General features: G+C 70.4%; 20 protein-coding genes. 11 read left to right on the forward strand and 9 right to left on the reverse strand.

Features of this window, described 5'->3' with window-relative positions:
* The first annotated feature begins 15 nt into the window (after positions 1–15).
* Positions 16–1170: a Gfo/Idh/MocA family protein gene (locus Pla163_RS17095; RefSeq protein ID WP_145191434.1), complete on the forward strand. Its 1155-nt coding sequence runs from the start codon at positions 16–18 to the stop codon at positions 1168–1170.
* Between the two features lie 58 nt (positions 1171–1228).
* Here the strand turns inward: Pla163_RS17095 and Pla163_RS17100 are convergent, their stop codons facing one another.
* Positions 1229–3208, reverse strand: a complete 1980-nt coding sequence (locus tag Pla163_RS17100) for a right-handed parallel beta-helix repeat-containing protein (RefSeq protein WP_145191436.1) — start codon at positions 3206–3208, stop codon at positions 1229–1231.
* A 73-nt stretch (positions 3209–3281) separates the two neighbouring features.
* Complete coding sequence (locus tag Pla163_RS17105; RefSeq protein ID WP_419186075.1) at positions 3282–5579, reverse strand: WD40/YVTN/BNR-like repeat-containing protein; 2298 nt, start codon at positions 5577–5579, stop codon at positions 3282–3284.
* 303 nt (positions 5580–5882) lie between these two features.
* Between Pla163_RS17105 and Pla163_RS17110 the strand changes: the two genes are divergently transcribed.
* Together Pla163_RS17110 and Pla163_RS17115 are read left to right on the forward strand one after the other, a co-directional pair.
* Positions 5883–7364 carry a helix-turn-helix domain-containing protein gene (locus Pla163_RS17110; RefSeq protein WP_419186076.1) on the forward strand — a complete coding sequence of 494 codons (1482 nt, stop codon included), beginning with the start codon at positions 5883–5885 and terminating at the stop codon, positions 7362–7364.
* Positions 7365–7612: 248 nt separating this feature from the next.
* Complete coding sequence (locus tag Pla163_RS17115; RefSeq protein WP_419186077.1) at positions 7613–9130, forward strand: DUF1028 domain-containing protein; 1518 nt, start codon at positions 7613–7615, stop codon at positions 9128–9130.
* Positions 9131–9252: 122 nt separating this feature from the next.
* Here Pla163_RS17115 and Pla163_RS17120 read toward each other — a convergent pair whose 3' ends face one another.
* Complete coding sequence (locus Pla163_RS17120; protein ID WP_267462213.1) at positions 9253–10437, reverse strand: VPGUxxT family thioredoxin-like (seleno)protein, type 2; 1185 nt, start codon at positions 10435–10437, stop codon at positions 9253–9255.
* A gap of 151 nt (positions 10438–10588) precedes the next feature.
* Between Pla163_RS17120 and Pla163_RS19225 the strand changes: the two genes are divergently transcribed.
* From Pla163_RS19225 to Pla163_RS17145, 4 genes are all read left to right on the forward strand, one after another.
* Positions 10589–11056, forward strand: coding sequence for a hypothetical protein (locus tag Pla163_RS19225; protein WP_419186078.1), 468 nt, complete (start codon positions 10589–10591; stop codon positions 11054–11056).
* 181 nt (positions 11057–11237) lie between these two features.
* On the forward strand, positions 11238–12938 hold the full coding sequence (ggt, locus tag Pla163_RS17135; protein ID WP_145191455.1) for a gamma-glutamyltransferase: 1701 nt from the start codon (positions 11238–11240) through the stop codon (positions 12936–12938).
* Positions 12939–12974: 36 nt separating this feature from the next.
* Positions 12975–13238: a putative signal transducing protein gene (locus Pla163_RS17140; protein WP_145191458.1), complete on the forward strand. Its 264-nt coding sequence runs from the start codon at positions 12975–12977 to the stop codon at positions 13236–13238.
* Between the two features lie 186 nt (positions 13239–13424).
* Complete coding sequence (locus Pla163_RS17145; RefSeq protein ID WP_145191461.1) at positions 13425–14741, forward strand: sulfatase family protein; 1317 nt, start codon at positions 13425–13427, stop codon at positions 14739–14741.
* Here Pla163_RS17145 and Pla163_RS17150 read toward each other — a convergent pair.
* Positions 14735–15703, reverse strand: coding sequence for an Fpg/Nei family DNA glycosylase (locus Pla163_RS17150; protein ID WP_145191464.1), 969 nt, complete (start codon positions 15701–15703; stop codon positions 14735–14737). The two genes, Pla163_RS17145 and Pla163_RS17150, sit on opposite strands and share 7 nt — an antisense overlap.
* A gap of 52 nt (positions 15704–15755) precedes the next feature.
* On the opposite strand from Pla163_RS17150, the gene Pla163_RS17155 reads away from it, so the two are divergent.
* Positions 15756–16169 (forward strand): hypothetical protein, encoded by a 414-nt coding sequence (locus Pla163_RS17155; RefSeq protein WP_145191467.1) that lies wholly within the window; start codon positions 15756–15758, stop codon positions 16167–16169.
* Between the two features lie 43 nt (positions 16170–16212).
* Here Pla163_RS17155 and Pla163_RS17160 read toward each other — a convergent pair whose 3' ends face one another.
* A complete protein-coding gene (locus Pla163_RS17160) occupies positions 16213–16686 on the reverse strand; it encodes a ribonuclease H-like YkuK family protein (RefSeq protein ID WP_145191470.1) in 474 nt (157 codons plus the stop codon).
* 113 nt (positions 16687–16799) lie between these two features.
* Between Pla163_RS17160 and Pla163_RS17165 the strand changes: the two genes are divergently transcribed.
* The gene (locus Pla163_RS17165; RefSeq protein WP_419186079.1) at positions 16800–17516 is read left to right on the forward strand and encodes an alpha/beta family hydrolase; all 717 of its coding nucleotides are present in this window, start codon (positions 16800–16802) and stop codon (positions 17514–17516) included.
* Positions 17513–18163 (forward strand): DNA-3-methyladenine glycosylase family protein, encoded by a 651-nt coding sequence (locus Pla163_RS17170; RefSeq protein WP_145191474.1) that lies wholly within the window; start codon positions 17513–17515, stop codon positions 18161–18163. Before Pla163_RS17165 ends, Pla163_RS17170 begins: the two co-directional genes overlap by 4 nt.
* Before the next feature lie 24 nt (positions 18164–18187).
* Here Pla163_RS17170 and Pla163_RS17175 read toward each other — a convergent pair whose 3' ends face one another.
* From Pla163_RS17175 to rpsU, 4 genes are all read right to left on the reverse strand, one after another.
* Positions 18188–20767: an FG-GAP repeat domain-containing protein gene (locus Pla163_RS17175; RefSeq protein ID WP_145191477.1), complete on the reverse strand. Its 2580-nt coding sequence runs from the start codon at positions 20765–20767 to the stop codon at positions 18188–18190.
* 83 nt (positions 20768–20850) lie between these two features.
* Positions 20851–21675 (reverse strand): iron-containing redox enzyme family protein, encoded by an 825-nt coding sequence (locus Pla163_RS17180; protein ID WP_145191480.1) that lies wholly within the window; start codon positions 21673–21675, stop codon positions 20851–20853.
* 10 nt (positions 21676–21685) lie between these two features.
* A complete protein-coding gene (locus Pla163_RS17185) occupies positions 21686–22243 on the reverse strand; it encodes a hypothetical protein (RefSeq protein WP_419186080.1) in 558 nt (185 codons plus the stop codon).
* A gap of 183 nt (positions 22244–22426) precedes the next feature.
* Entirely contained in the window at positions 22427–22645 is a 219-nt protein-coding gene (gene rpsU, locus Pla163_RS17190; protein WP_145191483.1) for a 30S ribosomal protein S21, read from the reverse strand.
* Positions 22646–22749: 104 nt separating this feature from the next.
* Here rpsU and recD2 point away from each other — a divergent pair, with 104 nt between their 5' ends.
* Complete coding sequence (recD2, locus tag Pla163_RS17195) at positions 22750–25101, forward strand: SF1B family DNA helicase RecD2 (RefSeq protein ID WP_419186081.1); 2352 nt, start codon at positions 22750–22752, stop codon at positions 25099–25101.
* Positions 25102–25161 lie beyond the last annotated feature (60 nt).

A 25161-nucleotide genomic window follows, 5' to 3' on the forward strand; every position in this document is an offset into this window, starting at 1 on the left:
ACTAGGATCGGCGCCATGACGACCACTTCCGACACCCCGGCGACCGTGCGGCCCCTGCGCCTCGGCATGGTCGGCGGCGGACCCGGCGCGTTCATCGGCGCCGTCCACCGCATCGCGGCCCGACTCGACGGTGCGTTCGAGCTGGTTGCAGGCGCGTTCAGTTCGGACCACGGGCGCTGCCTGGAGCGGGCGGCGGAGTGGAACGTCGAACCGGAGCGGGCCTACGCCAGCTGGCAAGACCTGCTGCGCGCGGAGTCCGAGCGGCCCGCCGACGAACGGGTGCAGGTCGTCGTCGTCGTCACGCCCAACCACCTGCACCACGAGATCGCGATCGCCGCGCTCGAGGCCGGGTTCGACGTGGCCTGCGACAAGCCGCTGACCACGTCGAGCGCGCTGGCCGACGAGATCGCGCGCGCCGTCGAGCGCACCGGACGGCGCTTCCTCGTGACGCACAACTACACCGGCTATCCGCTCGTGCGCGAGGCGCGCGCCCTGATCGCGCGCGGCGACCTGGGCGAGCTGCGGCGCGTGGACGTGGAGTACGTGCAGGGTTGGCTGGCCGAGGACCTGGCGGCGCAGGGCCAGAAGCAGGCCGCCTGGCGCGCGGATCCCGCGTTGGCCGGCCCGGGCGGCGCGCTGGGCGACATCGGCACGCACGCGTTCAACCTCGCCGAGTTCGTGTGCGGCGCGCGCGTCGAGCGCCTGTTCGGTCGGCGCCACAGCTTCGTCGCCGGGCGCGCGGTGGACGACGACGCGGAGGCGCTGCTCGAACTGACGGGCGGCGTCCGCGGCACGTTGCGCTGCAGCCAGGTCTGCGTCGGTCGCGAGAACGGACTCGTGCTGTCGGTGTTCGGGACCAGGGGCGGACTGACCTGGAGGCAGGAGCACCCGAACGACCTCGAGCTGCATCGGCCCGAGGGCGGGCTGACGGTGAAGCGCACCGCGAACGCCGATCTGTCGCCCCTGGCCGCAGCGTCCGCGCGCACGCCGCCGGGCCACCCGCAGGGCTTCCTCGAGGCCTTCGCGAACCTGTACCGCGACCTGGCCACGGCGATCCGCGCCGAGGCGCCGCTGCCCGACCACCTGCCGAGCGTGACCGACGGTGTGCGCGGCGTGCGCTTCGTCGAGGCCGTGATCGAGTCGGACGCGCGGGGTTGGGTGGAACTCTAGACTCGCGAACGACTCGGCGCGGGAGCTCGGTTGCCCGAGCTCCCGCGCCGCTCGCGTCCTACGGCAGATACTCGATTCTCACGGCGTTCGTCAGGCCCACTCCGGCAGGGAGTGAAGCGTCGAGATACGCGCCCTGGACGTAGAAGTCGATCGGCACCGGAGTCCCTCCGAAGACGGGCACGTGCAGTTCACCCGCTGAGTCCGAGGTGAACGTGAAGAGGAACTGCGCCGGGAACGGTACGACGACGCCACCGAGGAACGGTGTGGGATTGGAGAACGTGCTCGCACCGAGGAAGACCGTCGTCGCCGGCGGCATCCCGACGATCGCGAGATCGGCCGACCCGCCCGCCGAGAGGACGTCGCCGCACACGCTGAGCGTGGCCGTTCCCGGGCCGCCGAATCCCAGATCGGGTTGACAGTGGACACCGCTGAGCGCGATGCACTCGGAGAGCTCGGACGTGGCGCCGAGCGGCTCGAGCGTCGCCGTCGCGGTGATGAAGGCGCCCAGTGCGCCGGTGTGAGGCACGACGAGGTCGAACGCCGCACTTCCTGCGGCGTTGGTCACCACGGTCGTTCGTCCGAGGAAGTGATCGGCCTCGCCGAAGCCCGACGGATCACAGTCCTTCGACGCGAAGAACTCGAGCGTGAAGGTGTCGGCGACGGACGAGTTCAGGCGGCCCTTGACGTGCACACCGCCCGGGACGACCGAAGCGCTCAGGAGCGTCGGGTAGTTCTGCAAGCCGTTGCCACCGCCGTCGGTGTCGAACGCATCGTTCGGATCGACACCGTAGCCGAAGCCCGTGGGGATCAGATCGATCCCGAGCCAGCCGCTGTCGCGGATCGCGTTGCCTTGGATGCGCAGTTGCGGCACGTTCCGGCCGACCGTGATGCCGTTGAGGGAATGGCCGGCGATGAGGTTGCCTTCACCCGGACCCGTTCCGCCCACGCGAACGTTCGTGAAACTCGCGGGGTGCGTGACCGCGTCCCCCATCGAGATGCCCCAGACGGAGCCCAGGGTCGGCTGCCCGTGAAGGTCGACACCGATACGGTTGCCGAGGATCGAGACGTCGGAGCCGGTTCCACTGAGCAGGATCGCCCACCCCCACAGAGTGCCGGGCCAGTGCGGCCCCTGGCCGTGTCCGAGAACGCCGCTGATGAGGTTGTCGCGAACGATCGTTCCGTGGTTCTGACCCGCGAAGCTGACGCCGATCGTGGCGAACTGCTGCCCCTGGGTGAAGCCGTCGCTCGTACCGATCCAGTTGTTCTGGACGGTGGTGTCCTGGGTGTCGAAGAGCTCGACGAGCTGGCCGTTCGGCAGGCCTTCGCTGTTCACCGTTCCATAGCCCGCGATGATGTTGCGGTCGCTCGGCTGGGGGCCGCCGATCCGGTTCCCGCTCGCCAACTGCGATGCACCGAAGCCCTGGATCCGCACGCGAGCCATCGAGTTCCCGACGACCACGTTGTCGTTCGAGCGATCGATCTTGATCGTTCCGCAGTCGTTGCCGCTCACGAGCGAACCGGAACCGCCGAACAGGTCCAGGCTGAACCCCCCGGTGTTGCCCTCGACGGTGCAGTTCGATCCAGTGACCGAGAGCTGGGTCGCGTGGAAGCCCTGGATCGTGGAATCGTCGCCGTTGAGGCGCAGGTTGCTGCCGAACAGCATGACTTCCCAACCGTCGGGGTTCGTGTCGCCGGTGAGCGCGGTCTGGGTCCGACCGTCGATCGTCACCGACTCGTTGGAATTCATGAAGAAGCCGTTCGTGATCCAGATCACGGCTCGGCCGGGGAAGAGGCCCTGCTGTTGCCACGTGCTCTGGGGCATCTGGAACTCGATGCGCTGGTGGCCAGGAGTGTTGTTCGTGGCGATGAGCGCTTCCTCGAAGGAAACGAGCCCGTCCGGTCCGGGCAGATCGGCGATCGTTGCCGACGTCCAGTCGATGTCGGTGACGTCGGCCGCGGTGGTGACGACGACGGTCTGTGCGTGGGCACCTTCGGCAGCGGCGAGACCGAGGAGGAGGCTGAGGAGTGTGTGTTTCATGGTTCGATCCGATGGGCACCCGGGATCGTCCGTCGTTCCTTCCGACGGCTCGCTCCCAGGTGTGAGCGATGTCTCAGGGAAGGAGTTCGAGCGACTCCGCGTTGCTGGCGTGCTCCATGAGCCCGCTGCCGAAGAGGTCGATCGTGAAGAAGGCGTGGTGCAGGGTCTGTCCTGCGAACGACGGGTCGGTTCCCGCCGGGATGCTGAAGCGACTCTGCGAGAACCCGCCAGGGCCGACGAGTCCGAAGAGGGGTGTGACGATGCTTGCCCCCCAGGAGCCGAGTAGGAGGTTCGTGTACCCGTCGTAGACGATCGGGACCAGTAGTCCGGAGTTCGGGTCGACGAAGCCCGGACTCGTGCCGGAGAACGTCCCCATGAGGACGAACAGCTCGTTCTCGTGCTCGGGTCCAGGACGCAACGTGAAGGTCTGTTGGCCACCCGTGGCGACGGAGATGGCGTGGGGAGTGGCCACGAACGTGCGCTCGTCGCGGATCGCATAGGTCCCTTCGTTGCCGACGAACCAACCGTTGCCACCCTCGACGAAGTCCACGGCGTTCCACTCGACCGCGGAGGCCGTGTAGAGGTTGTGCGCCACGGGCGGCAGCGGCACCGGGGACCAGGACGAACCACCGTCGGTCGTGTGAGCGACGAAGCGGTTCCAACCCACGAGGTACGCCTCGTCCGGCGACAGGGCTTCGACGCCCATGTAGGCCGCACCGGCCGGGCCTCCGGCAGTCTGCGGGGTCCAGGTGATGCCGCCGTCAGTGGTGCGGAACAGCGTGTTCTGGAAGCCGCTCGCCCATCCGTTCCGCGCGTCCGCGAACGAGACGGAGGCGAGCATGACGGGACTGTCGAACTGCTTCGTCCAGGTCAGACCTCCATCGTCCGTCCTGTAGATGCTGTTCCCGACGAGCCAGCCGGTCTGCTTGTCCGGGAGGAAGTCCGCGCCGCGGAAACCGTTCGTGGTACCCACAGGGCCGCTCGGGAACCAGGTCGCGCCGCCGTCCTCGGTGCGAACGAACGCACTCGATGCGAAGTTGCCGCGGCCGAACGCGATGGCTGTGTCCTCGTCCAGTGCCTCGAGGCCGAAGAACTCGAAGTTCGTCACCGCGAACTGCAAGGTCCACGTGCGCCCACCGTCGACCGAGCGCGCGATCTGACCGTCGTCGGCGAGCCCGAACACCTGCTGCATGCCCGCGGCCCAGCCGTTGTTCGCGTCGAAGAAGTCGATGCACCACAGATCGCCGTACTCGTCGAAGCCGTCCACCTGGATCCGCTCCCACAGCTGACCGCCGTTCGTCGTCAACGCGATCTCGCCGTTCTCGTACGCGACCCAGGCGCGGTGTGCGTCCAGCGCGTCGACGTCGCGGGCGGTGTGCGCCGCGCCGCTCGAGATCTGGGACCAGGTGGCGCCGAAGTCGTCCGACCGCAGCAGGAGTCCGTTCGCTCCGCAGACGTACCCGACGCCCCCCGAGAAGGAAACGTCCCAGAGCCGCTGTCCGTAGGGCGTGTCGACCGTGGTCCAGGTGAGGCCACCGTCCTCGGTCCGCACGAGGTTGCCGCTGTCCCCCACCGCGACGCCGTGGAGCGCATCCGCGAAGGCGGCGGCATGGGCCCAGGTGTCGACGGGGACCGCGGCTTGGCTCCACGTCGCTCCGCCGTCGATCGAGTGCATGAAGGTCTCGCCACCGATGACCCAGACCTCGTTCGCGCCGACGAACTCGATCGCCGTGGTGTTCGGCAGCGGGTCGAGGAAGCTCGGCGTGAGATCCATGACCACGCTCCAGCTCGCGCCGCCGTCGGTGGTTCGCGAGAAGGTCCCGTCGATCGAGATCGCGTAGCCCTCGAGCGCGTCGCGGAACCACAGGTCGCGAACCGTCCACCCGCTCTGGACCGAGACGCCGAACGCCCAGGTCTGGCCGCCGTCGGTCGTGCGGTAGACGTAGCCGCCGTTGCCCCCGGCCCACCCGTGAAGTTCGTCCACGAAGTGGAGCGTGTAGATCGAGCCCCAGTCGTTGGCCTTCGTCCAGGTGGCGCCGCCGTCGGTCGTGAAGAAGATGCCGTTGCCGGCGCACCAGCCGCGCTGCTGGTCGAGGAAGAAGACCGAGTTGAGAGTGCTCGTCGTGTTGACGGGCAGGACCTCCCAGGTCGCGCCGCCGTCGGTCGAGTGCACGAGGTCGCCGGTCTGCGCGAACAGCGCCCCCGCCGTGGCCCAGACCTCGTCCGAGGAGACCGCGCTGATCGAGAGCATGTTCTTCGGGCTCGGGAGCGGGGCCTGGAGTTCGGGCTCCTGGGCCCGCGCCACGCCGAAACCTGTGACAACGAGGATCGGGGCGAGCGCGAGGGAGAGGGCGGTGGATCTGGAAGCCATGGGATCGCCGGGGTCGGTGGACACTTGGAGGCGGGCGGCGCAGAGCATCCAGCGCCTCTCAGGATTTCCTGAGACTAGCCGAGACCCGACGCTCCGCGCCCGACCATTCCTCAGAAAATCCTGAATGAGGTGGGGCGAGGCGCCCTCCACTTCGGCAGATTCGAATGCCGTGCCAGGGTTCCGATCCGCGTCGCGCGCCCACTCGAAGCGCGCTCGAGACCGTCCAGGCGGCTCCCGTTCCTAAAACCGATGGGGCGCGTCCAGATCTCGGACACGGGCCTCCACCTGCCCCACCGTCGCCCCATGAGTCCGCCCCCCGACCCCAGGGACTTCGACGTCCTCACCACGCCGGAACAGATCGCGTCCCTCGCGCACGCCGATCGCCTCGCGATCCTCGGCGAGTTGGTCGACGCGGCGCGCACGGGATCACAGGTGGCGGAAAGGCTCGGACTGCCGGTGCCGCGGGCGCACTACCACCTGGCGCGGCTCGTGAAGGATGGACTCGTCGTCGAGGTCGGCCTCGAATCCAAACGCTTCGTGCAGGAACGGTTCTACCGAGCGGTCGCTCGACACCACTTGGTCTACCCCCACCACGCGGGCGTCGACCAGGAGACCGGGAATGCGGTGGTGCGGGCCTTCGAGGAGGTCTTCGGTGCCTGGCGTCGCCGCGCGATGCTCGACATCGACCTGGGTGCCATCGCGCGGCGCATCGCGGTCGACGCGCTGCGCGTGCGAGCGGGGGAGCGCGTGCTCATCTTCGGACCGCCGCAGGTCCAGAAGATCGCGGACATGCTGTTCGTCGAGATCGAAGCACTGGGGGGCCGACCGACCCTGCGACCGTGGTCGCGCGAGTACATCTTCGCTCGACTCGAGCGGATGGACGATCCGAGAGTGCGCGAGCTCCCGTTCATGCCCGACGACGAGACGGACGCGCTGGCCGGCGTCGTGATCGTCACGTCCACCCAACCGTCGGGCGCCGAGCCGACGCCGGAGCAGCGGAAGAACCTGCCCCACCTCCTGTCGGCCCACACGACGTGGCTGCGGCGACTGCGCGAACTCGGCGTGCGCCAGGTGGAGCTCTCGGTACCGGTCCGGGGCGACGTGGACAAGGGAGAACTGAGCGTCGATGAGGCACTTGCACTTTTCTGGCGAGCTCTCGCCGCCGAACCGGACCTGCTCGAGCGCCGTGTCGACGCGATCGTCGAGAGCTTGGGTTCCGCGCAGGAGATCGAGCTCCGCGACTCCCGAGGTGGGCAACTGCGGTTCGCGTTCGACGATCGCCTCCTGCACCGCAGCATCGGTCGGCTCTCCGACGAGGACCTGGAACGCGGCCACGTCAGCGAGGGCTTCCCCGCCGGTTCGCTGCTGCTGGTTCCGCTGCCCGGCACCGCGAACGGCTCGCTGCACCTGGCCTACACGTCGTTCGCGGGCGTGCACGTGCGCGACGTCGAACTTCGACTGGAGCATGGCCGCATCGTCGGCGTCGAGGCGCCGGAGCGTGCCGAGTTCATCCGCGAACGCCTGGCGAGCGCGGTCGGCGACGCGAGCGCGCTCGCCCATGTTCGTTTCGGTGTGAATCCCGCTGGCCACGCGCTGACCGGGAAGGCGAGTCTCGACTCGATCCTCGAAGGGGCCGTCACGCTGGGCTTCGGGAGCAACGAGTCGATCGGCGGCTCCCAGAGTGCGACGCTCGACCTGCGCTTCCCGTCGCGCGACATCGAAGTGCGCGCCGGGGGAGCGGTCCTCGTCCCTCGTCCTTCGGACCGACCCGACAGCGGCGACTGAGGCACGGGTCGCGGCGCGCGAGTCGCCCCGAAGGTCGCGGGCGCAGGCGTCGGACTCGAGTCGCTCGAACACCTCGGGTCGCGCAGCGTGGACGCGGCTGCGGGAACGAGGCACGAGGCACGAGAATCGGCACGCACGGTCGGTTCGCGATGGGAGGCACCACGAGACGCTTCGACCCTGGCACGATCCCCGTGCTCGCCATCGCCGGCCTCGCACCCGCCCCCATCCACCGCGTCCTTCGATCGCCCATGCGCACCCGACTCGTCGCCTTCCTGCTCTGTGCCCTCGTGGCTCTCGCGCGGCCCGCGCACGCCACCTGGTCGATCGTCGTGGTCGACACGGCGACCGGCGAGGTCTGCATCGCGGGCGCGACGTGCATCGCGAACGAGGACCTACGCGAGCTCTTGCCGGTGATCGTCGTGGGTCGCGGCGGCGGCGCGGCCCAGGCACTCGTCGGCGGCAACAACAAGAGCTACATCTGGAACGGCCTGATCGCGGGCGACACGCCGCAGCAGATCCTCGCCGCGCTCGCGGCCGGCCCCACGAACCACCAGTGCCGCCAGTACGGGATCGTGGACTTCGCGAACGCGCCCGTGACCTTCTCGGGCAGCAACGGCTTCTGCGTCGGCAACGCGCAGTTCGGCGTGGCGGGCACGAGCGGATCGCTGCGCTACGCGATCCAGGGCAACGTGTTGACCGACGACAGCGTGGTGCTGGCGGCCGAGAGCGCGTTGATCGGTGCCGGCGGCGATCTCGGGCAACGGGTCATGGCTGCGATGGAGGCGGCGCGCGCGCTCGGTGGAGACGGGCGCTGTTCGTGCAGTCAGAGCGCGCCGACGTCGTGCGGCGCCCCGCCCCCCGGCTTCTCGAAGTCGGCCTACATCTCGTTCGTGCAGCTCGCGCGCATCGGCGACACCGACGGGATCTGCACCACGGGGGCCGGTTGCGCGAACGGCGACTACTACCTGTCGCTGGCGGTGAAGGGCAACCCGTCGAGCCCGCTCGATCCGGTCGTGTCCCTGAAGAACCGCTACGACACCTGGCGCAACGGACTCGCGGGTCGGCCGGACCACGTGCTCAGTGAAGTGGACAGCTCGGCGCTGCGGCTGCCCGCCGACGGCGCGACCCAGGCGACGCACACCGTGCGCCTCGTGGATGTGAACGGCAGCGCGCTGACGACCGGCGGAGCGAGCGTGACCATCACCGCGCCCGGTGGCCTGGTCGCGGTCGGCCCGGTGACCGACAACGGCGACGGGACGTACACGTTCGCAACGACCGCCGGCGCGAGCGTCGGCGTCGAAGTCCTCGAGATCGTCGTCGACGACGGCGTGCGCGCGGTGCGGCTGTACCCCGACCGGCGGCTCGATCTCGACCCGGCGGCCGAGCTGCACTGCGGCTTCGCGTCCGTGCCGACGGGCGGCGACGCGTTCGTGCCGTTGACGCTCGACCTGGGTGTCGCGCGCGCCGGGTGGAGCTACATCGTGCTCGGCTCCGCGTCCGGAACGACGCCCGGAACGCCCTACCCCGGCGGCGTCCTGCCGCTCGTGTACGACGCCGTGACCGAGTTCACGCTGCTCGCGCCCGGCCCGCCCTTCCTGCCCGGCTCGATCGGCCAGCTGGACGCGAGCGGCCGCGCGACCGCCGCCCTGGCCGTGCCCGCCGCGACCTTGGCGTTCCTCGTCGGCGTGCGCTTCGACCTGGCGGCGCTGGCGACCGACGGCGGCCCGGCCGTCGCGACGAACGCGGACGGTTTCGTCGTGATGTGAGACCTACGCACCCACCACACCCCTACGGAGTCCGACCCCACTTCGCTGCCAGACCAGTAAGTGGGGTCAGACTCGATCTGTCGGTCGAGCGACGGATTGGAGTCGGACTCCGTACGAGCGGTCTACTTCGTCGGCTCGTTCGCGCCGTCGCCCTCGAGCTCGGTGAGCCGCGCCTCGAAACGCGCGCGGTACTCGGCCAGGCCGTCGGTGCGGCCCGGGGCGTACCAACCGTCGAAGGCGTCCGGCGTCCTCGCCAGCACCGCCTCGAGCCGCACGAGGTTCGCACGCTGGCGCGCGGTGAGCAGGGTCTCGAGCGCGGCGCCGAAACTCGGCACGGCGGACTCGGGCGCGTAGGTCGCCACCGCGTTCAGCTTCGTGCACTGCACCGACGTGAGCGGCAGGTGCCCGAGCGGACTGCGACGCAGGTGGTACCACTGCTCGGTCTCTGCGACCGAGCGGGCGGCGCGCGAGAGGTCCTCGGCGAGCGCTCCGTGGCCCGCGCGACGCACGACCTTCGCCTGCTCGCGGTCGTGCGTGAAGATGCGGTCGAGGCACTCGAGCTCGGCCGCCTTCGCGACCAGGTCGGCATAGGGCAGGACTTCGTGGTCGAACTCGACCTCGACCACCTCGCGCTCGCCGATCCATCCGGCGCGGGTGCGCAGCACACCGTCCACGCCGCCGAGCTTCTGCTCGCCGACCCAGTAGCAGTGCATCGAGAAGGTCGCGAGCGAGATGCGCTGCGGGTGATCGGCGAGGTACGTCTCGTCGCGGATCATCTCGAGCGTGCGCGGGGCCTCGAGTTCGCGCGCGTCGTACGTGTGCAGCAGCCACTCGCACAGCATGTTGGTCGTCCGCAGGAGATCGACGCGCGGCACGATGTCGGCTCCTTCCGCGTCGAGTAGGCGGAACACCTGGAAGTTCCACGGCGGCTCGCCGTAGGCCTTCAGCACCTCTTCGTCGTGGCCGCCTTCGACGTTGTTGTAGATGCAGACCGGCACGAACTCGGTCTCGATCACGTCGGCGACGAGCGGGTGGCTGAGAGCAGTTCGACCGAACTGCTGGCAGCCGCTTCAGCCTGGCACTTCCTGGAACAGCAGCAGGATCGGCTTGCCCGTGCGCGCGGACTCGGCCTTGCCGGCGTCGAGGTCGCGCAGCCACGCGACGGTGCCGATCTCGATCGGTTGGCCGGTCTGCGAGAGCTCGGGCGTGGGCGCAGCCGCGGGTTCGGCGTCCTGGGGAACGGCATCCTGGAACACGGCGACGGGTCCGGCGAGGAACAGGGCGAGGACGATGGCGGAGGCGGACATGGGTCGAGTCTAGCCGCTCGCTCGATCGGCGCGGTACGAACGGGGCAGCTCGCCGCGCCCGGTGCACGCCGCATCACCCCCGCGCCGCGGCGCGCGCCAGGGATGCGAGGTCGCTCGATCGGATCGCGCTCCGGGGCCCTACCCTGGCCACATGTTCGACCCCCAGATGGATCTGTTGCTGACCGTCATGGTCTCGCTCGTCGGCGACGCGCCGACCACCCTGCCTCCCACCGTTCCGGCCACCTGGGACGAGGCGCGCGCGGCGATGCGCGAGTGCGGACAGGTCGATCCGGAGCTGGTCACGGCGCTCGAAGCCGAGGACATGGAGGCGGTGCGCAAGATCATCGGCCAGTGGTACAGCGGTTCGCGCCACATGGTGGAGCACGACCGCGCCGTGCTGAAGCGCGCGCTGAAGGCCTACCGCAAGCGCCTGAAGGTGACGCTTCTGGACGCCGAGTCGTCGCTGGGCGGTGGACCGATGAGCGGCGGCCGCACGTCGACGATCGTCGGCATCACGCCGCCCCACCGGTATCCGCGCGCGGTCTGGGACGAGCTCGTCCGCCAAGGCCGACTGCGCGATTCGAAGCACGGGATGTACGAGCTGCCGCCGGGCGGTTGAGCGTCCGACTCGAGCATCGTGGGGCCCCGCGTCACCGCGAGCCGATCGGTCGCGTCGACGCGGCGGAGCCGTTCCGCCGCCTGCGTCGTCGGAACGTGTGGCACGCGCGGCGTGGCCGTTCGACCGCGCCCCACGGCACCGCACCGAGGCTGCCACACCCGGGTCGAGTATCGTCGGGAACATGCTGAGTCGATCCGTTGCCCTCGCGGCCTGCGCCGCGCTCGCCCTCTCACCGACCACGACCGCCCAGGACCGCATCACGGGTCGCGGCTTCGCCACGCGCTCGGCGGTCATGGCGTCGAACGGCATGGTCGCGACCAGCCAACCGCTGGCGACGCAGATTGGCCTCGAAATCCTGCGCGCGGGCGGTTCGGCGATCGACGCGGCCATCGCGGCCAATGCGGCGCTCGGACTGATGGAGCCGACCGGCAACGGCATCGGCGGCGACCTGTTCGCGATCGTGTGGGACGCGAGGACGGAGCAGCTGTACGGCCTGAACGCGAGCGGGCGCTCGCCCCGGTCGTTGTCGATCGAGGTCTTCCAGCAGGCGGGCCTCGAGTCCGTGCCCGCCCACGGCCCGCTGCCGGTCAGCGTTCCCGGCTGCGTCGACGGTTGGTTCGAACTGCACGGACGCTTCGGCACCTTGCCGATGGAGCAGGTGCTCGCGCCGGCCATCCGCTACGCGCGCGAGGGTTTCCCGGTCAGCGAACTCATCGCCCACTACTGGGGCCTGTCGGTCGGACTCGCGCGCTTTCCCGGCTTTCGCGAGCAGATGACGATCGACGGACGCGCCCCCGAGATGGGCGAGATCTGGCGCAACGAGAACCTGGCGCGCACGCTCGAACGCATCGCGCAGGGCGGGCGCGACGTTTTCTACCGCGGCGAGATCGCGCGCGAGATCGCGGCGTTCATGGCGGCGAACGGCGGCTACCTCACCTACGAGGATCTCGACGCGCACCGCTCCGAATGGGTCGAGCCGGTGTCGTGCGACTACCGCGGCTACGAGCTGTGGGAGCTGCCGCCGAACGGTCAGGGCATCGCCGCGCTGCAGATCCTCGAGATCATGGAGGGCTTCGACGTGGCCGCCATGGGCTTCGGATCGCCCGAGTACGTGCACCACTTCGTCGAGGCCAAGAAGCTCGCCTTCGAGGATCGCGCGCGCTTCTACGCCGACATGGACTTCGCGGACGTCCCGGTCTCCGAGTTGATCTCGCCCGAGTACGCGGCCGCGCGCCGCGCGCTGATCGGCGAGCGCGCCGGCCGCAGCTATCCGGCCGGCAACCCGGCGCTCGAGGAGGGCGACACCATCTACCTGTGCACCGCCGACGCGGCCGGGAACATGGTCTCACTGATCCAGAGCAACTACCGCGGCATGGGCAGCGGCATGACGCCGACGGGCCTGGGCTTCGTGCTGCAGGACCGCGGCGAGCTGTTCGACCTGACGCCCGGTCGGCCGAACAGCTATGCCCCCGGCAAGCGTCCGTTCCACACCATCATCCCCGCATTCCTCACGGTGGACGGCACGCCGCTGATGGCGTTCGGCGTGATGGGCGGCGCGACCCAACCCCAGGGCCACGCGCAGATCGTGATGAACATGGTCGACTTCGGCATGGGCGTGCAGGAGGCCGGCGACGCGCCGCGCATGCTGCACACCGGTTCGTCCCAACCCACCGGTGAGCGCATGACCGACGGCGGCACGCTGCACCTCGAGTCCGGCATTGCCCAGTGGGAGACCGTGCGCGACCTCATGGGACGCGGCCACCGCATCGAGTGGAATCGCGGCAGCTTCGGCGGGTACCAGGCGATCTGGCGCGACCCCGCGACCGGCGTCTACCATGGCGCGTCGGAGTCCCGGAAGGACGGGCAAGCGGCCGGCTACTGAGCGCACGTCGCGCCGCGCAGCTGGAGCACCACACACATGGGACGCATCGGAGACTGGGTCGAAGTAGCGACCGCGCGCGACCTGATCCACGCGTACCTCTTGCGCAGCGTGCTCGACAACGCCGGCATCGAGGTGCGCATCGGCAACGAGTACCTGCAGGGGGCGCTCGGGGACCTGCCGCTCGACTTCCACACGCGGCCGAAGATCCTCGTCCACGGGCGCTCGCTGGAGTACGCGCGCAGCGTGCTGGACGAGCGGGCGGAGCCAGGGTCGGACGACGAGGAACTGGACGCGGACTGATCTGGAAGTGCTGGCCGGTTCGGCGCTTGTGATCCGGACGAAGGTCTGCGCGCCACTGGAGGCACTCCAGGACCACCAGCGCCTTCCGTGGCGGCCGCGGACGAGCACTAGAATGCGCGCTGGCCTCGCGCCTCGCCGTCTCGGCCCGACCGTGCCGGCGCCCCCCCCCACCTGCCACAGCTCGCCATGTTCCGTTGTGCAACGGTTCTGCTCGCGTCCGTCGTCCTGTCCACGCTGGCGCGCGCACAGAGCACCGACCCCGCCCGTCCCAACTTCCTCGTCATCGTCTGGGACGACGTCGGGCACGAGGACCTGGTTCATGTGCCCACGCGAACGCTCGATCTGTTCGGGCCCTTGGCTCGGAGGTACGAGCGCTTCTACGCCACGCCGACGTGCTCGCCGTCGCGCTTCCTGCTCCAGGCCGGTCGCTATCCGCATCACGACTTCGTCGGAGGCGCGATGGAGCCGCTGGCGACCTTCGAGGGCGGCCTGCGACCGAACCGCATCGCGCTCGCGGAAGTGCTCCACTCGAACGGCTATCGAACGGCCTACTTCGGGAAGTGGCACGTCAACGGTTCGAAGTTCATGGACGTGCGCGAGAGCGCGCGGCTCGCGGGGTACTCCACCTGGCGCGCGGGGATCCTCGGCAACGTCGTCGCGGACGGGGTCGATCACTACGACTGGGTTCGCTACGACGACGGCAAGCGCAGCAACGAGACGACGTACACGACGCGCGCCATCACGGACGCAGTGACGAACTTCCTCTCGGCCGACCTCGTAGGTGGCGAGCCGTTCTATGCCCAGGTCAGCTACGCCGCGCCGCACGAGCCATTCGACGCGCCTCCGGCCTCGATGCTGCCGCCGGGCTACCTGGTTCTACCGGGGAACCGCGGTGGGTTCGAGGCGTCATTGGTCGCGCTCGACACCGCGCTCGGCGAGCTCGTCGGCCTGCTCGGTCCGCTGATGGCTAACACGTACGTCGTCCTGATGTCGGACAACGGCACGCCGCACAACGCTCCGCTCCAGGGTGGTGCCTACAAGGGGTACAAGCTCACGCAGTACGAGGGTGGGATCCGCGTTCCGATGCTGGTCTGGGGCGTCGGTACCCAGCCGGGCGTGGACGTCGAGTTGATCTCGGCCGTCGACTGGCCCGCCACCGTGCTCGAACTGGCGAACGTCCACGCGTCCCACGGATTCGAGGACTCCATCAGTTTCGCCCCGACGTTGGCCGGAGGCAGCAGCCCGCGCGAGTACGTCTGGTCGCACCGCTTCACGCCGAACAACGGAGTCCAACCCGTCCTGAGCTTGCACCGCTGGGCGGTCGTGCGCGACGACGGCATGAAGCTGTGGTTCCAGGATGGAGTGGAGCAGCTCTTCGATCTGTCCGTCGATCCGTTCGAGACCACGAACCTCGGCGTCACGAATCCCGCGTACTTCGCGGACGTGCTCGATCTCGAGGCCTTCAAGGACTCCGTGCTGACGCCCACGACCTGGCCCTATTGAGACGTGTCCGACCGAGAAGTCCCCGACCCTGGGCCCTCGCGACCCCTCCGCCGGCGCAGTTCGAGCTCCTCGAGCGTCCGCGGCCAGTCGCCGCGCATCAGGTTCGACAGGGCGCGATCGGCCAGCAGCTTGCCGCCCGTCTGGCAGGTCGCGCAGTAGTTGAACTCGCGCTTCGCGAACGCCACGCGCTGCACCGGGTCGCCACAGACCGGACAGGGTTCGCGGTAGCGCCCGTGGACGGCCATCTCCGGTCGGAAGGCGGTGACCTTCGACGGGAAGCCGTCGCCGACCTCCGCGCGCAGGCGCTCGATCCACTCCGCGAGCACCGCGCGCGTGGCCTCGAAGAGGCGCGCGACCACGGCGTCGCTCGCGGCGGCCGTGCGGATGAACGGCGAGAGCCGCGCCCGGTGCAGGATCTCGTCCGAGTAGGCGTTGCCGATGCCCGAGAAGAGGCTCGGATCGGTCAGCGCGCGCTTCAGCGTGTGGTTCTCGGCCCGCAGGCTCGCGGCGAAGTCGGCCACCTCCACGTCCGGGTCCAGGACTTCGAGGCCGCCCGGATCGTGCTCGGCGAGCGCCGCCGCGCCGCGCACCGCGTGCAGGCGCGCGCGCTTCGTGCTGCCGGCTTCCGTCAGGACCAGCGTGCCCAGCGGAACGCCGTCGCGCTCGAAGTCGAAGCCGGCGAGCACGATCCGACCGCCGAGCGACGCATCGGGCTTCTTCCATTGCAGCCGCCCCGCGATCATCAGGTGCAGGACCAGGTGGAGGTCGCCGTCGAAACGCAGGACGATGCGCTTGCCGAGCCGATGCGCGCCTCGGAAAGCGCGCCCGTGCAGCGCGTCGAGCGGCGGGTCGACGGAGCGCAGCAGGAACGCGCTCACGAGTCGGACGCGAACCAGTGCGGACCCTCGGAGCACCCGCTCGAGGCTCTCGACGTAGACGTGGATGTCGGGCAATTCGGGCACAGGCGCTACTCCTCGAACGTCGATGCATAGCATCGTCGATCGCACCGCACCCATGCACCACCGAAGGACCATCACGAGGCTCGCGGCAGTCGCCGTTCTGACCGCCTGCGTCGCGTCGATCGCGGGCTGCGCGGCCCCGGCGCCCGCCTGCCCGCCGCCCCCGACCGGGGTCTACGTGGCGGTGCGCACGCTCGAGTCGATCGCGCCGGGAACCGAGCGCCGGACCGTGGTCGCGTTGCTCGGCGAGCCCAACCGGGTCGTGCGCCTCGAGCCGACGGCGGAGACCCCGGGCGACGAGCTGTGGACCTGGTGCTGCGACGCGATCGAAGCGCGGACGGGGAAGGTGCTGCTGCTGACCCGCGCGGAGCCGGCGGCGACGTCCTCGACGGCCCGGATCACGTTCGCCGGCGGCCGCGTCCTGCGCGCCTGGGTCGAGAGCCCGGCGGCGCAGGCGGCCGGCAGCTGAATCGAGCGCGCGGCTCGGACCGCCGGCACTTGGACCAGTTCGACTAGGCCACGCGCACGTGCCGCGCGTTGACGACGTGGTCGGCGACCGAGCTCGCGCACCAGGCCTCGGGCTTCAGTCGCACCTGGAAGCCGCTGCCCAGGCCCATCCCCGCCAACGAGCGCGCGAACTGCGCCGAGCGGAAGCGTTCGTCCTCGTTGACGTCGAGGTGGATGATCACGTCCTGGGTGACGCGCTCGTTCAACTCCGATGCAAGTTCGAGGCTCAGCTGCGCCTCGTGGATCAGTCGCTGCGCCAGGTTTCGCATGCGCGGCTGTCGCTCGGAGCGATAGAGCACGCGCCCGCCGCCCACCCGTCGCGGAACGGCGATGACCGTCACGAAGTAGGTCCAGTTGCCGCGGTTCTTCGAGTCGGTCCCGACGTGGACGCTCGCGTCGTCGTCCGTCAGCAGTTCGTCGAGCGTCTCCGGCAGGTCCTCGACACGTGCTCCGGAGAGCGTCTTCCACGTTGATCCCATGGGTTGCGATTATGGCCGGGCGCGCGGATTCCTGCTGGAGAGTGCGATACTGCGCCGGCGGGGGCACGCCCTTCCACGAACGACCTCGACGCGCCCGCCACTCTTCCACCACGATGCCGCCGCAGGAGCTTCACATCCCGTTCACGCCGGAGGTGGCCGAGCTGGTCGGGATCGACGGAACGTCCGCACTGGTCGACGGAGCGCTGGGGACGGGCGGGCCGCGCGTGCTGTTCGCCCACGGCGCCGGTGCTCCGAAGGACTCCGCGTTCATGGCCGGCATGGCGCGGCGCTGGTCCGAGGCGGGAGCGCTGGTCGTGCGCTTCGACTATCCGTACATGGAGCGCGCGCGCCGCGAGGGCCGGCGCCGACCGCCCGACCGCGCGCCCAAGCTCGTGGCCGCGCACCGCGACGTGCTGCGCGCCGTTCGCGAACGCTGCGACGCGGCGGACGCGCGCTGGTTCCTCGCGGGCAAGTCGATGGGCGCGCGCATGTCGACGCTGCTGCTGTCCGAGGACGCGGACCTGGACGTGGCCGGGGCGGTGCTGCTCGGCTATCCGCTGCACCCCGCGAAGAAGCCCGAATCGCTGCGCAGCGAACACTTCGACCGGCTCGTCACGCCGACGCTGTTCGTCAGCGGCACACGCGATCCGCTCTGCGACCTCGACCTGTTCGAACGCGAGCGCACCTCGATCGCGGGACCGCACGAGCTGTTCGTCGTCGACGGCGGCGACCACGACCTGGCGGTGCCGAAGCGCTCGGGACGCACGCACGACGATGTGCTCGACGAGGTGGCGCGTGAGTCGCTGCGCTTCATGGAGCCCGTCCGATGACGCGCGCCGGTGCACCGACCGCGGCCGAGGTGCGCGCCCTCGCTCGCCGCGATCCGGCGCTCGGTGCCGCGCTGCGCCGCTTGCCGCGCTTCCCCGGGTTCCCGCAGGGCGCCGAACGACCGGCCGACTCGCACTTCCACGCCCTGGCGCGCGCGGTCGTGTACCAGATGCTGTCGGGCCGCGCGGCGGCGACGATCCACGCGCGCGTCCACGCGTTGACGCCGGGTTCGCGCTTCGCGACGCCGAAGCAGATGCTCGCGATCGAGCAGGACCAGCTGCGTGCGGCCGGCCTGTCGCGCGCCAAGGCCGCAGCGCTGCACGACCTGGCGGAGCGCTCGCTCGACGGGCGCCTGCCGCTGCGGTCGATCGCACGCCGACCGGACGACGATGTCGTGGCCGCGATCGCCGAGGTGCGCGGCATCGGGCCGTGGACCGCGCAGATGTTCCTGATCTTCCGACTGGGGCGCCTCGACGTCATGCCGAGCACCGACCTCGGCGTGCAGGAAGGTCTGCGCCGACTCGACGGTCTGGCCGAGCGCCCGACGCCGCGCGAACTCGCCGCGCGCGCGGAGATCTGGGCGCCGCTGCGTTCGGTGGCGAGCTGGGTGCTGTGGCGGCTCGCGGACGAGGCACCCGCCGAGGTCTGAGGGAACAGCCCCGTCCTGCCGCACTCAGTCCGATCCGAGCAGGCGATTCTCGAGCACGCGCAGAACGGCGTCGTTCCCGTCGAAGACGACGAGGTCCGCGATGGCGTCGCCGTTCGCATCGATCGTCTCGAGTCGAAACTGGTCGAAGACGAGCCCGAACGATCGCGGCGAGTCGAACGAACCGTCGCCGCGACCGGGATGCACGAGGAAGCGCCCCCTGTTGCCGTAGCTGGCGATCAGATCCGGGTTCGTGTCGCCATCGACGTCGGCGACGTTGATCGAGGCCGGGCCGCTCCCGTCGACCCCCTCGAGAATGGTGGGCAGGGAGTAGCCGCCGCCACCCAATGCGAGGATCACGGCGACGCCGGCCGTTCCGGGACTGAATGTCCGGCGGACGACGATGTCGCGGAGTCCGTTGCCGTCGAGGTCGTGGAGTCGGATCTCGCTGGGCGATACACCGGTGGCGATCGAGCCGGCGACGGTGAACGTCCCGTCCCCATCGCTGATGAGAATCGCGATCGACTCGCTCGGGAACGTACGGGCCATGTACAGGTCCAGCAGTCCGTCCTCGTCGATGTCGGTGGCGGCGAAGGTGCGGGTCATGTTTCCCGGGAGGGATTCGATCCCTGGGCCGAAGCCGCCCGCGCCGTCACCCAGGTACGTCACGACGCGATCGGGAGTGCTTGACGTGGTGACCAGATCGACGAAACCGTCTCCATCCACGTCCCCCGCTTCGATGTCACCCGGCACGAAGCCCGTGTCGATCATCGATGTGGCGCCGAACGCGGCCGTCCCGTCGCCCAGGGCGACGAGGATCCCCGGATCCGGATTCCCGACCCCGGCCACAAGATCGAGGATGCCGTCCCGGTCGAGATCGACGAGCGCGGTCCCGGGCGACGTGTTGCCCGTCATCACGAGCCCCCCCGCGGCGAACTCGACCGCGTTCGCTCCGAGCAGGATCGCGGTGAGGTCCGGTGTGAGGCCGCGCAGTACCAGGTCGTCGATCCCGTCCAGGTCCACGTCGCCCACGGCGGTGTGGAACGCCTGGGCCGGAATCGGTTGGATCGCGGGCAGACCGAATCCGCCGCTCCCGTCGCCGAACGCCACGCAGACGCCCGACCAGGCGTGGCCGATGCACACATCCAAGATGCCGTCCGTGTCGAAGTCGGCGAACGCGGGCCCGGAGTGTCCGGCCACGGCGCGCCGCTCCTCCACGAGGGTGAACGTTCCTGCTCCGTCGCCGACGAGCGTGATCACGAGGCCGTTCCTTCCGAGAACCGCGTCGACGAGCCCGTCGCCGTTCCTGTCGAACAACTCGACCGGGTAGCGACTGCCGAGCCCCGTGAACACCGTCTCTTTCGTCGGGTTGAACGTGCCGCGGCCCTCGTTGATCAGCGAGCCGATCGACGTCGCGCTGGCGGCCACCACGTCGAGAAGACCGTCGCCGTCGACGTCCGCGACGGCGAGCGTCAGCGGTTCGGTGAAGGCGTAGCTCTGCGCGGCGCCGAACGTCCCGTCACCGGCGCCCGGCAGGATCAGGATCTCGTCGGTGGACTGACTCGCAACGACGGCGTCGGGCGTCCCGTCCCCGTCGATGTCCGCCAACGCGACCTCACTCGGAGAGTCACCGAGGGCCGAAGTGAACGCCGCCGCGAACGTCCCGTCCCCGTTTCCCAGGTGCACGACCAATAGGTCGTCCTCGTACGCGACCGAGACCAGATCGAGGTCGCCGTCGCCGTCCAGGTCGGCCGCATCCGTGTCGAGGAGGCTGGGCAGTGTTTCGTCGGCGAACGCGTGGACGAAGCCGCCCGCGCCATCTCCGAGGTGTACGACGAGGTCGCCCGTGGGGGAGGTCCCCGAACGAAGACCGACAGCGGCGAAGTCGAGCGCCCCATCGCCGTCCAGGTCGGCGACGACGGCCGCTCTCGGCCGATCGAGCGCGTTGACCGTCTCGTAGGAAGCGGCGAAGCGTCCCGCACCGTCCCCCAGTCCGACGATCTGACGACCCCCTTCCTCGGCGACCACCACGTCCGGGTGACCGTCGCCATCGAAGTCACCGGTGGCGACGACGTCGGTCTCGACGTCGCCGAGCGTCAACTCGAAGTCGAACAACCGCCCCGACGCTGGCGGCCCGATCCGCACCCGCCGCCCGGGGGTGATCGCATAGCCGTTCGGGCCGAGCGGGTCCTCGACCATGCCCTGCACGACGATCTCGCAACCGACCAACCCCGGCGCGACCGGCAGTTGGGCGAAGCCGCGGGGCGAGTCGCCCGCCGCGTCCGTCGTGAACGCGAACACGTCGAGCACCGGGAACTGCGGATGGACCGTCGCGCCGAAGAACGCCACCTCGACCGGGGCAGCGGACGCGCTCAGGACGAAACAGCCGTGGGCGAACGGGCGGCACCGACGCATGCGCAGCGCGAAGGGCGACCCGACCGCGGGCGCCCCGTCGAACACCATGCGCGGGACCCCGTGCGTGCCCGCCGAGCCGCCTCCGAGGTCGACCGAGGCGGCCGGTTGGACCCCCTGCGCGAGCGCGAGCGGTGCGAGGAGAGCGGCGGCGAAGAGCGAGATGGCGAGCGAGAGGAGCGGGGCAGGGCGCATGGATCCGGTCTGTGGGTCGCGATGGAGTGCGCTGTGGCGCGCGCACCGACCCTACTCGCAGCCCCGTCGCTCCGGGGATCCGATCAGCCGAACCGCGGCAGTTCGACCGGCCAGGCGGCGCCGCGCAACCAGGCGTCGGTCGCCGCGCGCAGGTCGCGCACCGTGCCCGGCGAGCCCTCGGCCGGATCCGCGCCGTCGACGACGCGCTCGGTCGCGTCCCACAGCTCGGCGCGGCGCTCGAGCGAGAAGCGCGCACCCCGGCGCACGAGATCGCGCGTGCTCTCGTCGACCGCGAGCCGCCCCATCGCTTCCGCCATCCACGCGCCGTGGTCCTGGTCCTGCTCGGTGTGCAGGTCGAAGTAGAGGCGCTCGGCCTCGGTCACACCGGCCGCCGCGAGACCGCGCACGAGGCTCGCGAACATCGGCGGGATCGCCCACTCGTGGCCGGGGCCGAACGCTCCGAGTCCGACGAGGAAGGGCTGCTCGCGACACAGGGCCAGATGCGCGCCGACGTGGCGCCAGACCGCGGGCGCGAGCGGCGTCCGATCGCGCGCGTCGCCGCCCGTCCCGAGCCGCGCGAGGAAGTGCGCGTACAGCTCGGCGTGGTCGTGGCCGTCGGAGCCTTCGCCGTACTCGTCGACGAGCACCTTCGCGAGCCACAGCTTCTGGGACGAGTCGTCGGTCGCCAGCAACAGCAGCTCGAGGTAGCGCGTGAAGACCCCGACCAGAGCCACGTGCTGGCCGCCGAAGCGGGCGTACTGGTCGCGCGTCAACTCGCCGCGGCCGGCGCGGACGAGCAGCGGATGGGTGACCGCGCGCGAGCCTTCGATCTCGCGCTGCAGGGCGCCCATCCAATCGGTCGAGGCGGCGCGGGTCGCGCCGGCGGTCGGTGCGTCGATCTGAGTCATGGCGCGTGGATCATCGACCGCGCAGTTCGGCGAGTCGAGCCTCCATGTCGAGCTGTTCGCGCGCCGAGTAGCCCTCGTCGTGGAACCACACCACGCGGCCCTCGGCGTCGAGCAGCAGCACGCGCATGTTGCGGTTCTTCTCGTTGCCGGTGAACTCCGCGACCGGCGCGGCGGCCGACCCGTAGACCGTCACGACCGAGGCCCAGTCCTCGGGCGGAATGCCGCCGCGCATGCCTTCGTCGATCGTGCCGCTGAACAGGCTCGCGATCGCACTCGGGATCGTCGGCAGTTCGACGATGCGCACGTCGAGCTCCGCCGCGAGCAAGCCGTACAACCAACGGTCGGCGTCGAACTGCGCGTCCTGCTCGTAGCCGACGAGCACGACCGTGGGCGAACCCAACCAGGCGGTCGGCACCTCGACCTCTACGCGCTCGAGCGACTCACCGGTCGTGGTCGGGAAGACTTCGCCGGTGGGGACCCGGTTCGGGATCGGCGAGGAGCATCCGACGGAGGTGGAGACGACGACCGCGAGGGCGATGGCGGCGGCGACGATCGGCTTGGTTCTCATGGTGCGGTGCGTTTCGCAGTCCTGGGTCCGCCCGATGCAGCGGTCCGCGGCGAAGTCGGGCGGCCGGAGCGGGACCGCACGCGCGGTGGGCGCTCGCCACGCAGAACGGGCCCGGAGCGACCGCCTGTGCGATCGGTCCGGGCCCGTTCCATTCCTCGTGCGACGCGTGCGCGCCGATCCGCTCTAGCGGCGTCCGCCCGCGCGACGCTGGGCGAAGCGGGTGGCGCGTTGGATCGTGCGGATGCGTTCGCGGCGCTCGCGGCGGCGCTGGTCGCTGCGCTTCTCGTGCCAGGAGTTGGCCTTGGCGAGACGGAAGACGCCGCCGTAGTTGCACTGACGCTTGAAACGGCGGAGAGCCGCTTCGAGCGACTCGTTGGCGCGGACTTGGACCTTGATCGACATGGGCTGGGTAGCGGGATTGGTGGCGCGCTGGCGCACGAGGGGCGACCAGTATGGGGATCGAGGGCCGAAAGGCAAGGGGGCGCGCGGCTAGGATTCCGGTCCCCATGGCTCCCCCCGACGCAGATCCGCGCTCCGGCGCGCCCCGGCAGGCCGGAGCCCGGGACGGCGAGGACGGGACCGAAGTGCTCGAAGGCACGGTCGACCGGGTCACCTTCCACAGCGAGGAGTCCCTCTACACGGTCCTGCGGGTGCGATCCGAGGCCCCGGTGGCCTTCGGCGGGGGCGATCCGGCCGGGCTGTTCGGCTCCCAGGTCACCGCCGTCGGACCCACGCCCCGGCCCAGCGAAGGCCTGGCGGTGCGGCTGGTCGGCCGCTGGACCGAGCACGCGACCCACGGCCGGCAGTTCGAGTTCGAGAGCCTCGAGGTGCGCCCCCCCGAGAACCGGGCCGGGCTCGTGAAGTACCTGGCGTCGAGCGCCTTCCACGGGATCGGCGAGACCCTGGCCCGGCGCATCGTCGAGGCGCTCGGCACCGACGCGCTCGAACGCATCCGGACCGACGAGAGCTGCCTGGTCGGCATCAAGGGCCTGTCGGGCGACGTGGCGGCGGAGCTGGTCGAGACCGTGCGGCGCGAGTTCGGCAGCCACGCGGCGCACGCCTTCCTCGTCGGGCTGGGGCTCGGACCCTGGCAGGCGGACGCGGCGGTGCGCGCCCTGGGCGAGAACGTCCAGTCGCGGGTGTCCAAGGACCCCTACATCCTCGCGCGCAAGGTCGACGGGATCGGCTTCGTGGTGGCGGACCGGGCGGCGCGCGAGCTCGGGCTGCCACCGGACGGGATCGAGCGGCGGCGGGCCGCGCTCCTGCACCGACTCGGCGAGGACGTGAGCCAGGGCCACTGCTTCGCGCCCGCCGACGAGCTGATCGCCACGACGCGCGAGCTGCTGAAGAGCCAGCAGGACGACGCGGCCTTCGTCGAGGCGCTCGACGGGCTGCGCAAGATGGGCGAGATCGTCATCGACCGCGCCGGCGTGGTCGACGAGGAGGAAGTCGAGGAGACGTCGGACGACCGCTCCGAGGAACCGGCGCTCGGCACGCTCGCCGTGCAACGGGTCTGGCCGACGCGTCTGTTCCAACACGAACGCGGACTGGCGCGCGGCCTCGTGGCCCTGTCCACCGCCGGCGAGGTCCGGCCGTGGGCTGACGAACGCGACATCGAACTCGCTGAACGCCGCGCGCGACTCGACCTGTCCGACGAACAGCGCGCCGCGGTGAGCGGCCTTCTGACCCATCCGGTCTGCGTCCTGACCGGTGGACCCGGCGTGGGCAAGACGACGGTCATGCGCCTCGTCGTCGACCTGGCGCTGTCGACCGGCGCGCGGGTGAAGCTCGCCTCGCCCACCGGGCGAGCGGCCAAGCGCCTGTCGGAGGCCACCGAGCGCGAAGCCAGCACGATCCACCGCCTGCTCGAACTCGAGCCGGGATCGCGCCGCTTCAAGCACGGGCCGGACAAGCCCCTGCCGACGGACCTGCTCGTGGTGGACGAGGTCTCGATGCTCGACGTGCGGCTGGCCGACCACCTCGTGCGCGCGCTCGCGGCGCCGACGCGGGTGATCTTCGTCGGCGATCCGGACCAGCTGCCGTCCGTGGCCGCGGGGCGCGTGCTGGCCGACCTGCTCGACTCGAGCCGCATCCCCGTCTTCCGACTGACGCGCATCTACCGCCAGGCCCAGCGCAGCCTGATCGTCACGAACGCGCACCGCATCCTGGCCGGCGAGATCCCCGTCGCGCCGGAAGCCGTCGTGGAGGGCGAACCCAGCGACTTCTTCTTCTTCCGCACCCAGGGCGAGGAAGCGACCGCGCGGCGCCTGGTGGACGTGGTGGCGAACCGCATCCCACGCGCGTTCGGGATCGACTGGAAGAAGGACGTGCAGGTGCTCGCGCCGATGTACCGGGGCGCGTGCGGCGTCGACGCGCTGAACGACCACCTGCGCGAAGCCGCGGCCAGCACCACCGCGCGCGAGATCGTCGTCCGCGGTCGCCATTGGCGCGTCGGCGACCGCGTCATCCACACGCGCAACGACTACGAGAAGGACGTGTTCAACGGCGACATGGGCACGATCACGCGCATCGCGCCCGACGGTTCGGCGTTGACCGTCGACTACCCCGACCGCGCCGTGCTCTACGAGGCCAAGGACCTCGGCGATCTCCAGCCGGCCTTCGCGATCACCGTGCACCGCAGCCAGGGCGGCGAGTTCCCGGCCGTCGTGATGCCGATGGTGCCCCAGCACTTCGTGATGCTGCAGCGGCACCTGCTGTACACGGCGGTGACGCGCGCCAAGCAGTTGCTGGTACTGGTGGGCGAGCCGCGCGCGCTCGAACTGGCGGTCGCGAACGCCGAACAGCGCTTCAGGCGCAGCGGGCTGGCGGAGCGGCTGCGGGCGGCGGGTCGGAACTGACGACGCCGGGGGCGCCTGGTGCCCGGGCGACCGCGCCGCGGAATTGAATGCAGTGGGGCC

Origin of the sequence: Rohdeia mirabilis (assembly GCA_007750655.1) — a bacterium.
Classification (GTDB): Bacteria; Planctomycetota; UBA1135; order UBA1135.

Bases quoted from the DNA above. Each gene is read 5' to 3' on its own strand.
- Pla163_RS17140 (WP_145191458.1), top strand. From the start codon at position 12,975: ATGGGACGCATCGGAGACTGGGTCGAAGTAGCGACCGCGCGCGACCTG.
- Pla163_RS17110 (WP_419186076.1), top strand. From the start codon at position 5,883: ATGAGTCCGCCCCCCGACCCCAGGGACTTCGACGTCCTCACCACGCCG.
- Pla163_RS17155 (WP_145191467.1), top strand. From the start codon at position 15,756: ATGCACCACCGAAGGACCATCACGAGGCTCGCGGCAGTCGCCGTTCTG.
- Pla163_RS19225 (WP_419186078.1), top strand. From the start codon at position 10,589: ATGTTCGACCCCCAGATGGATCTGTTGCTGACCGTCATGGTCTCGCTC.
- Pla163_RS17170 (WP_145191474.1), top strand. From the start codon at position 17,513: ATGACGCGCGCCGGTGCACCGACCGCGGCCGAGGTGCGCGCCCTCGCT.
- Pla163_RS17185 (WP_419186080.1), bottom strand. From the start codon at position 22,243: ATGAGAACCAAGCCGATCGTCGCCGCCGCCATCGCCCTCGCGGTCGTC.
- Pla163_RS17165 (WP_419186079.1), top strand. From the start codon at position 16,800: ATGCCGCCGCAGGAGCTTCACATCCCGTTCACGCCGGAGGTGGCCGAG.
- recD2 (WP_419186081.1), top strand. From the start codon at position 22,750: ATGGCTCCCCCCGACGCAGATCCGCGCTCCGGCGCGCCCCGGCAGGCC.
- Pla163_RS17180 (WP_145191480.1), bottom strand. From the start codon at position 21,675: ATGACTCAGATCGACGCACCGACCGCCGGCGCGACCCGCGCCGCCTCG.
- Pla163_RS17105 (WP_419186075.1), bottom strand. From the start codon at position 5,579: ATGGCTTCCAGATCCACCGCCCTCTCCCTCGCGCTCGCCCCGATCCTC.
- Pla163_RS17100 (WP_145191436.1), bottom strand. From the start codon at position 3,208: ATGAAACACACACTCCTCAGCCTCCTCCTCGGTCTCGCCGCTGCCGAA.
- Pla163_RS17160 (WP_145191470.1), bottom strand. From the start codon at position 16,686: ATGGGATCAACGTGGAAGACGCTCTCCGGAGCACGTGTCGAGGACCTG.
- Pla163_RS17095 (WP_145191434.1), top strand. From the start codon at position 16: ATGACGACCACTTCCGACACCCCGGCGACCGTGCGGCCCCTGCGCCTC.
- rpsU (WP_145191483.1), bottom strand. From the start codon at position 22,645: ATGTCGATCAAGGTCCAAGTCCGCGCCAACGAGTCGCTCGAAGCGGCT.
- Pla163_RS17175 (WP_145191477.1), bottom strand. From the start codon at position 20,767: ATGCGCCCTGCCCCGCTCCTCTCGCTCGCCATCTCGCTCTTCGCCGCC.
- ggt (WP_145191455.1), top strand. From the start codon at position 11,238: ATGCTGAGTCGATCCGTTGCCCTCGCGGCCTGCGCCGCGCTCGCCCTC.
- Pla163_RS17115 (WP_419186077.1), top strand. From the start codon at position 7,613: ATGCGCACCCGACTCGTCGCCTTCCTGCTCTGTGCCCTCGTGGCTCTC.
- Pla163_RS17145 (WP_145191461.1), top strand. From the start codon at position 13,425: ATGTTCCGTTGTGCAACGGTTCTGCTCGCGTCCGTCGTCCTGTCCACG.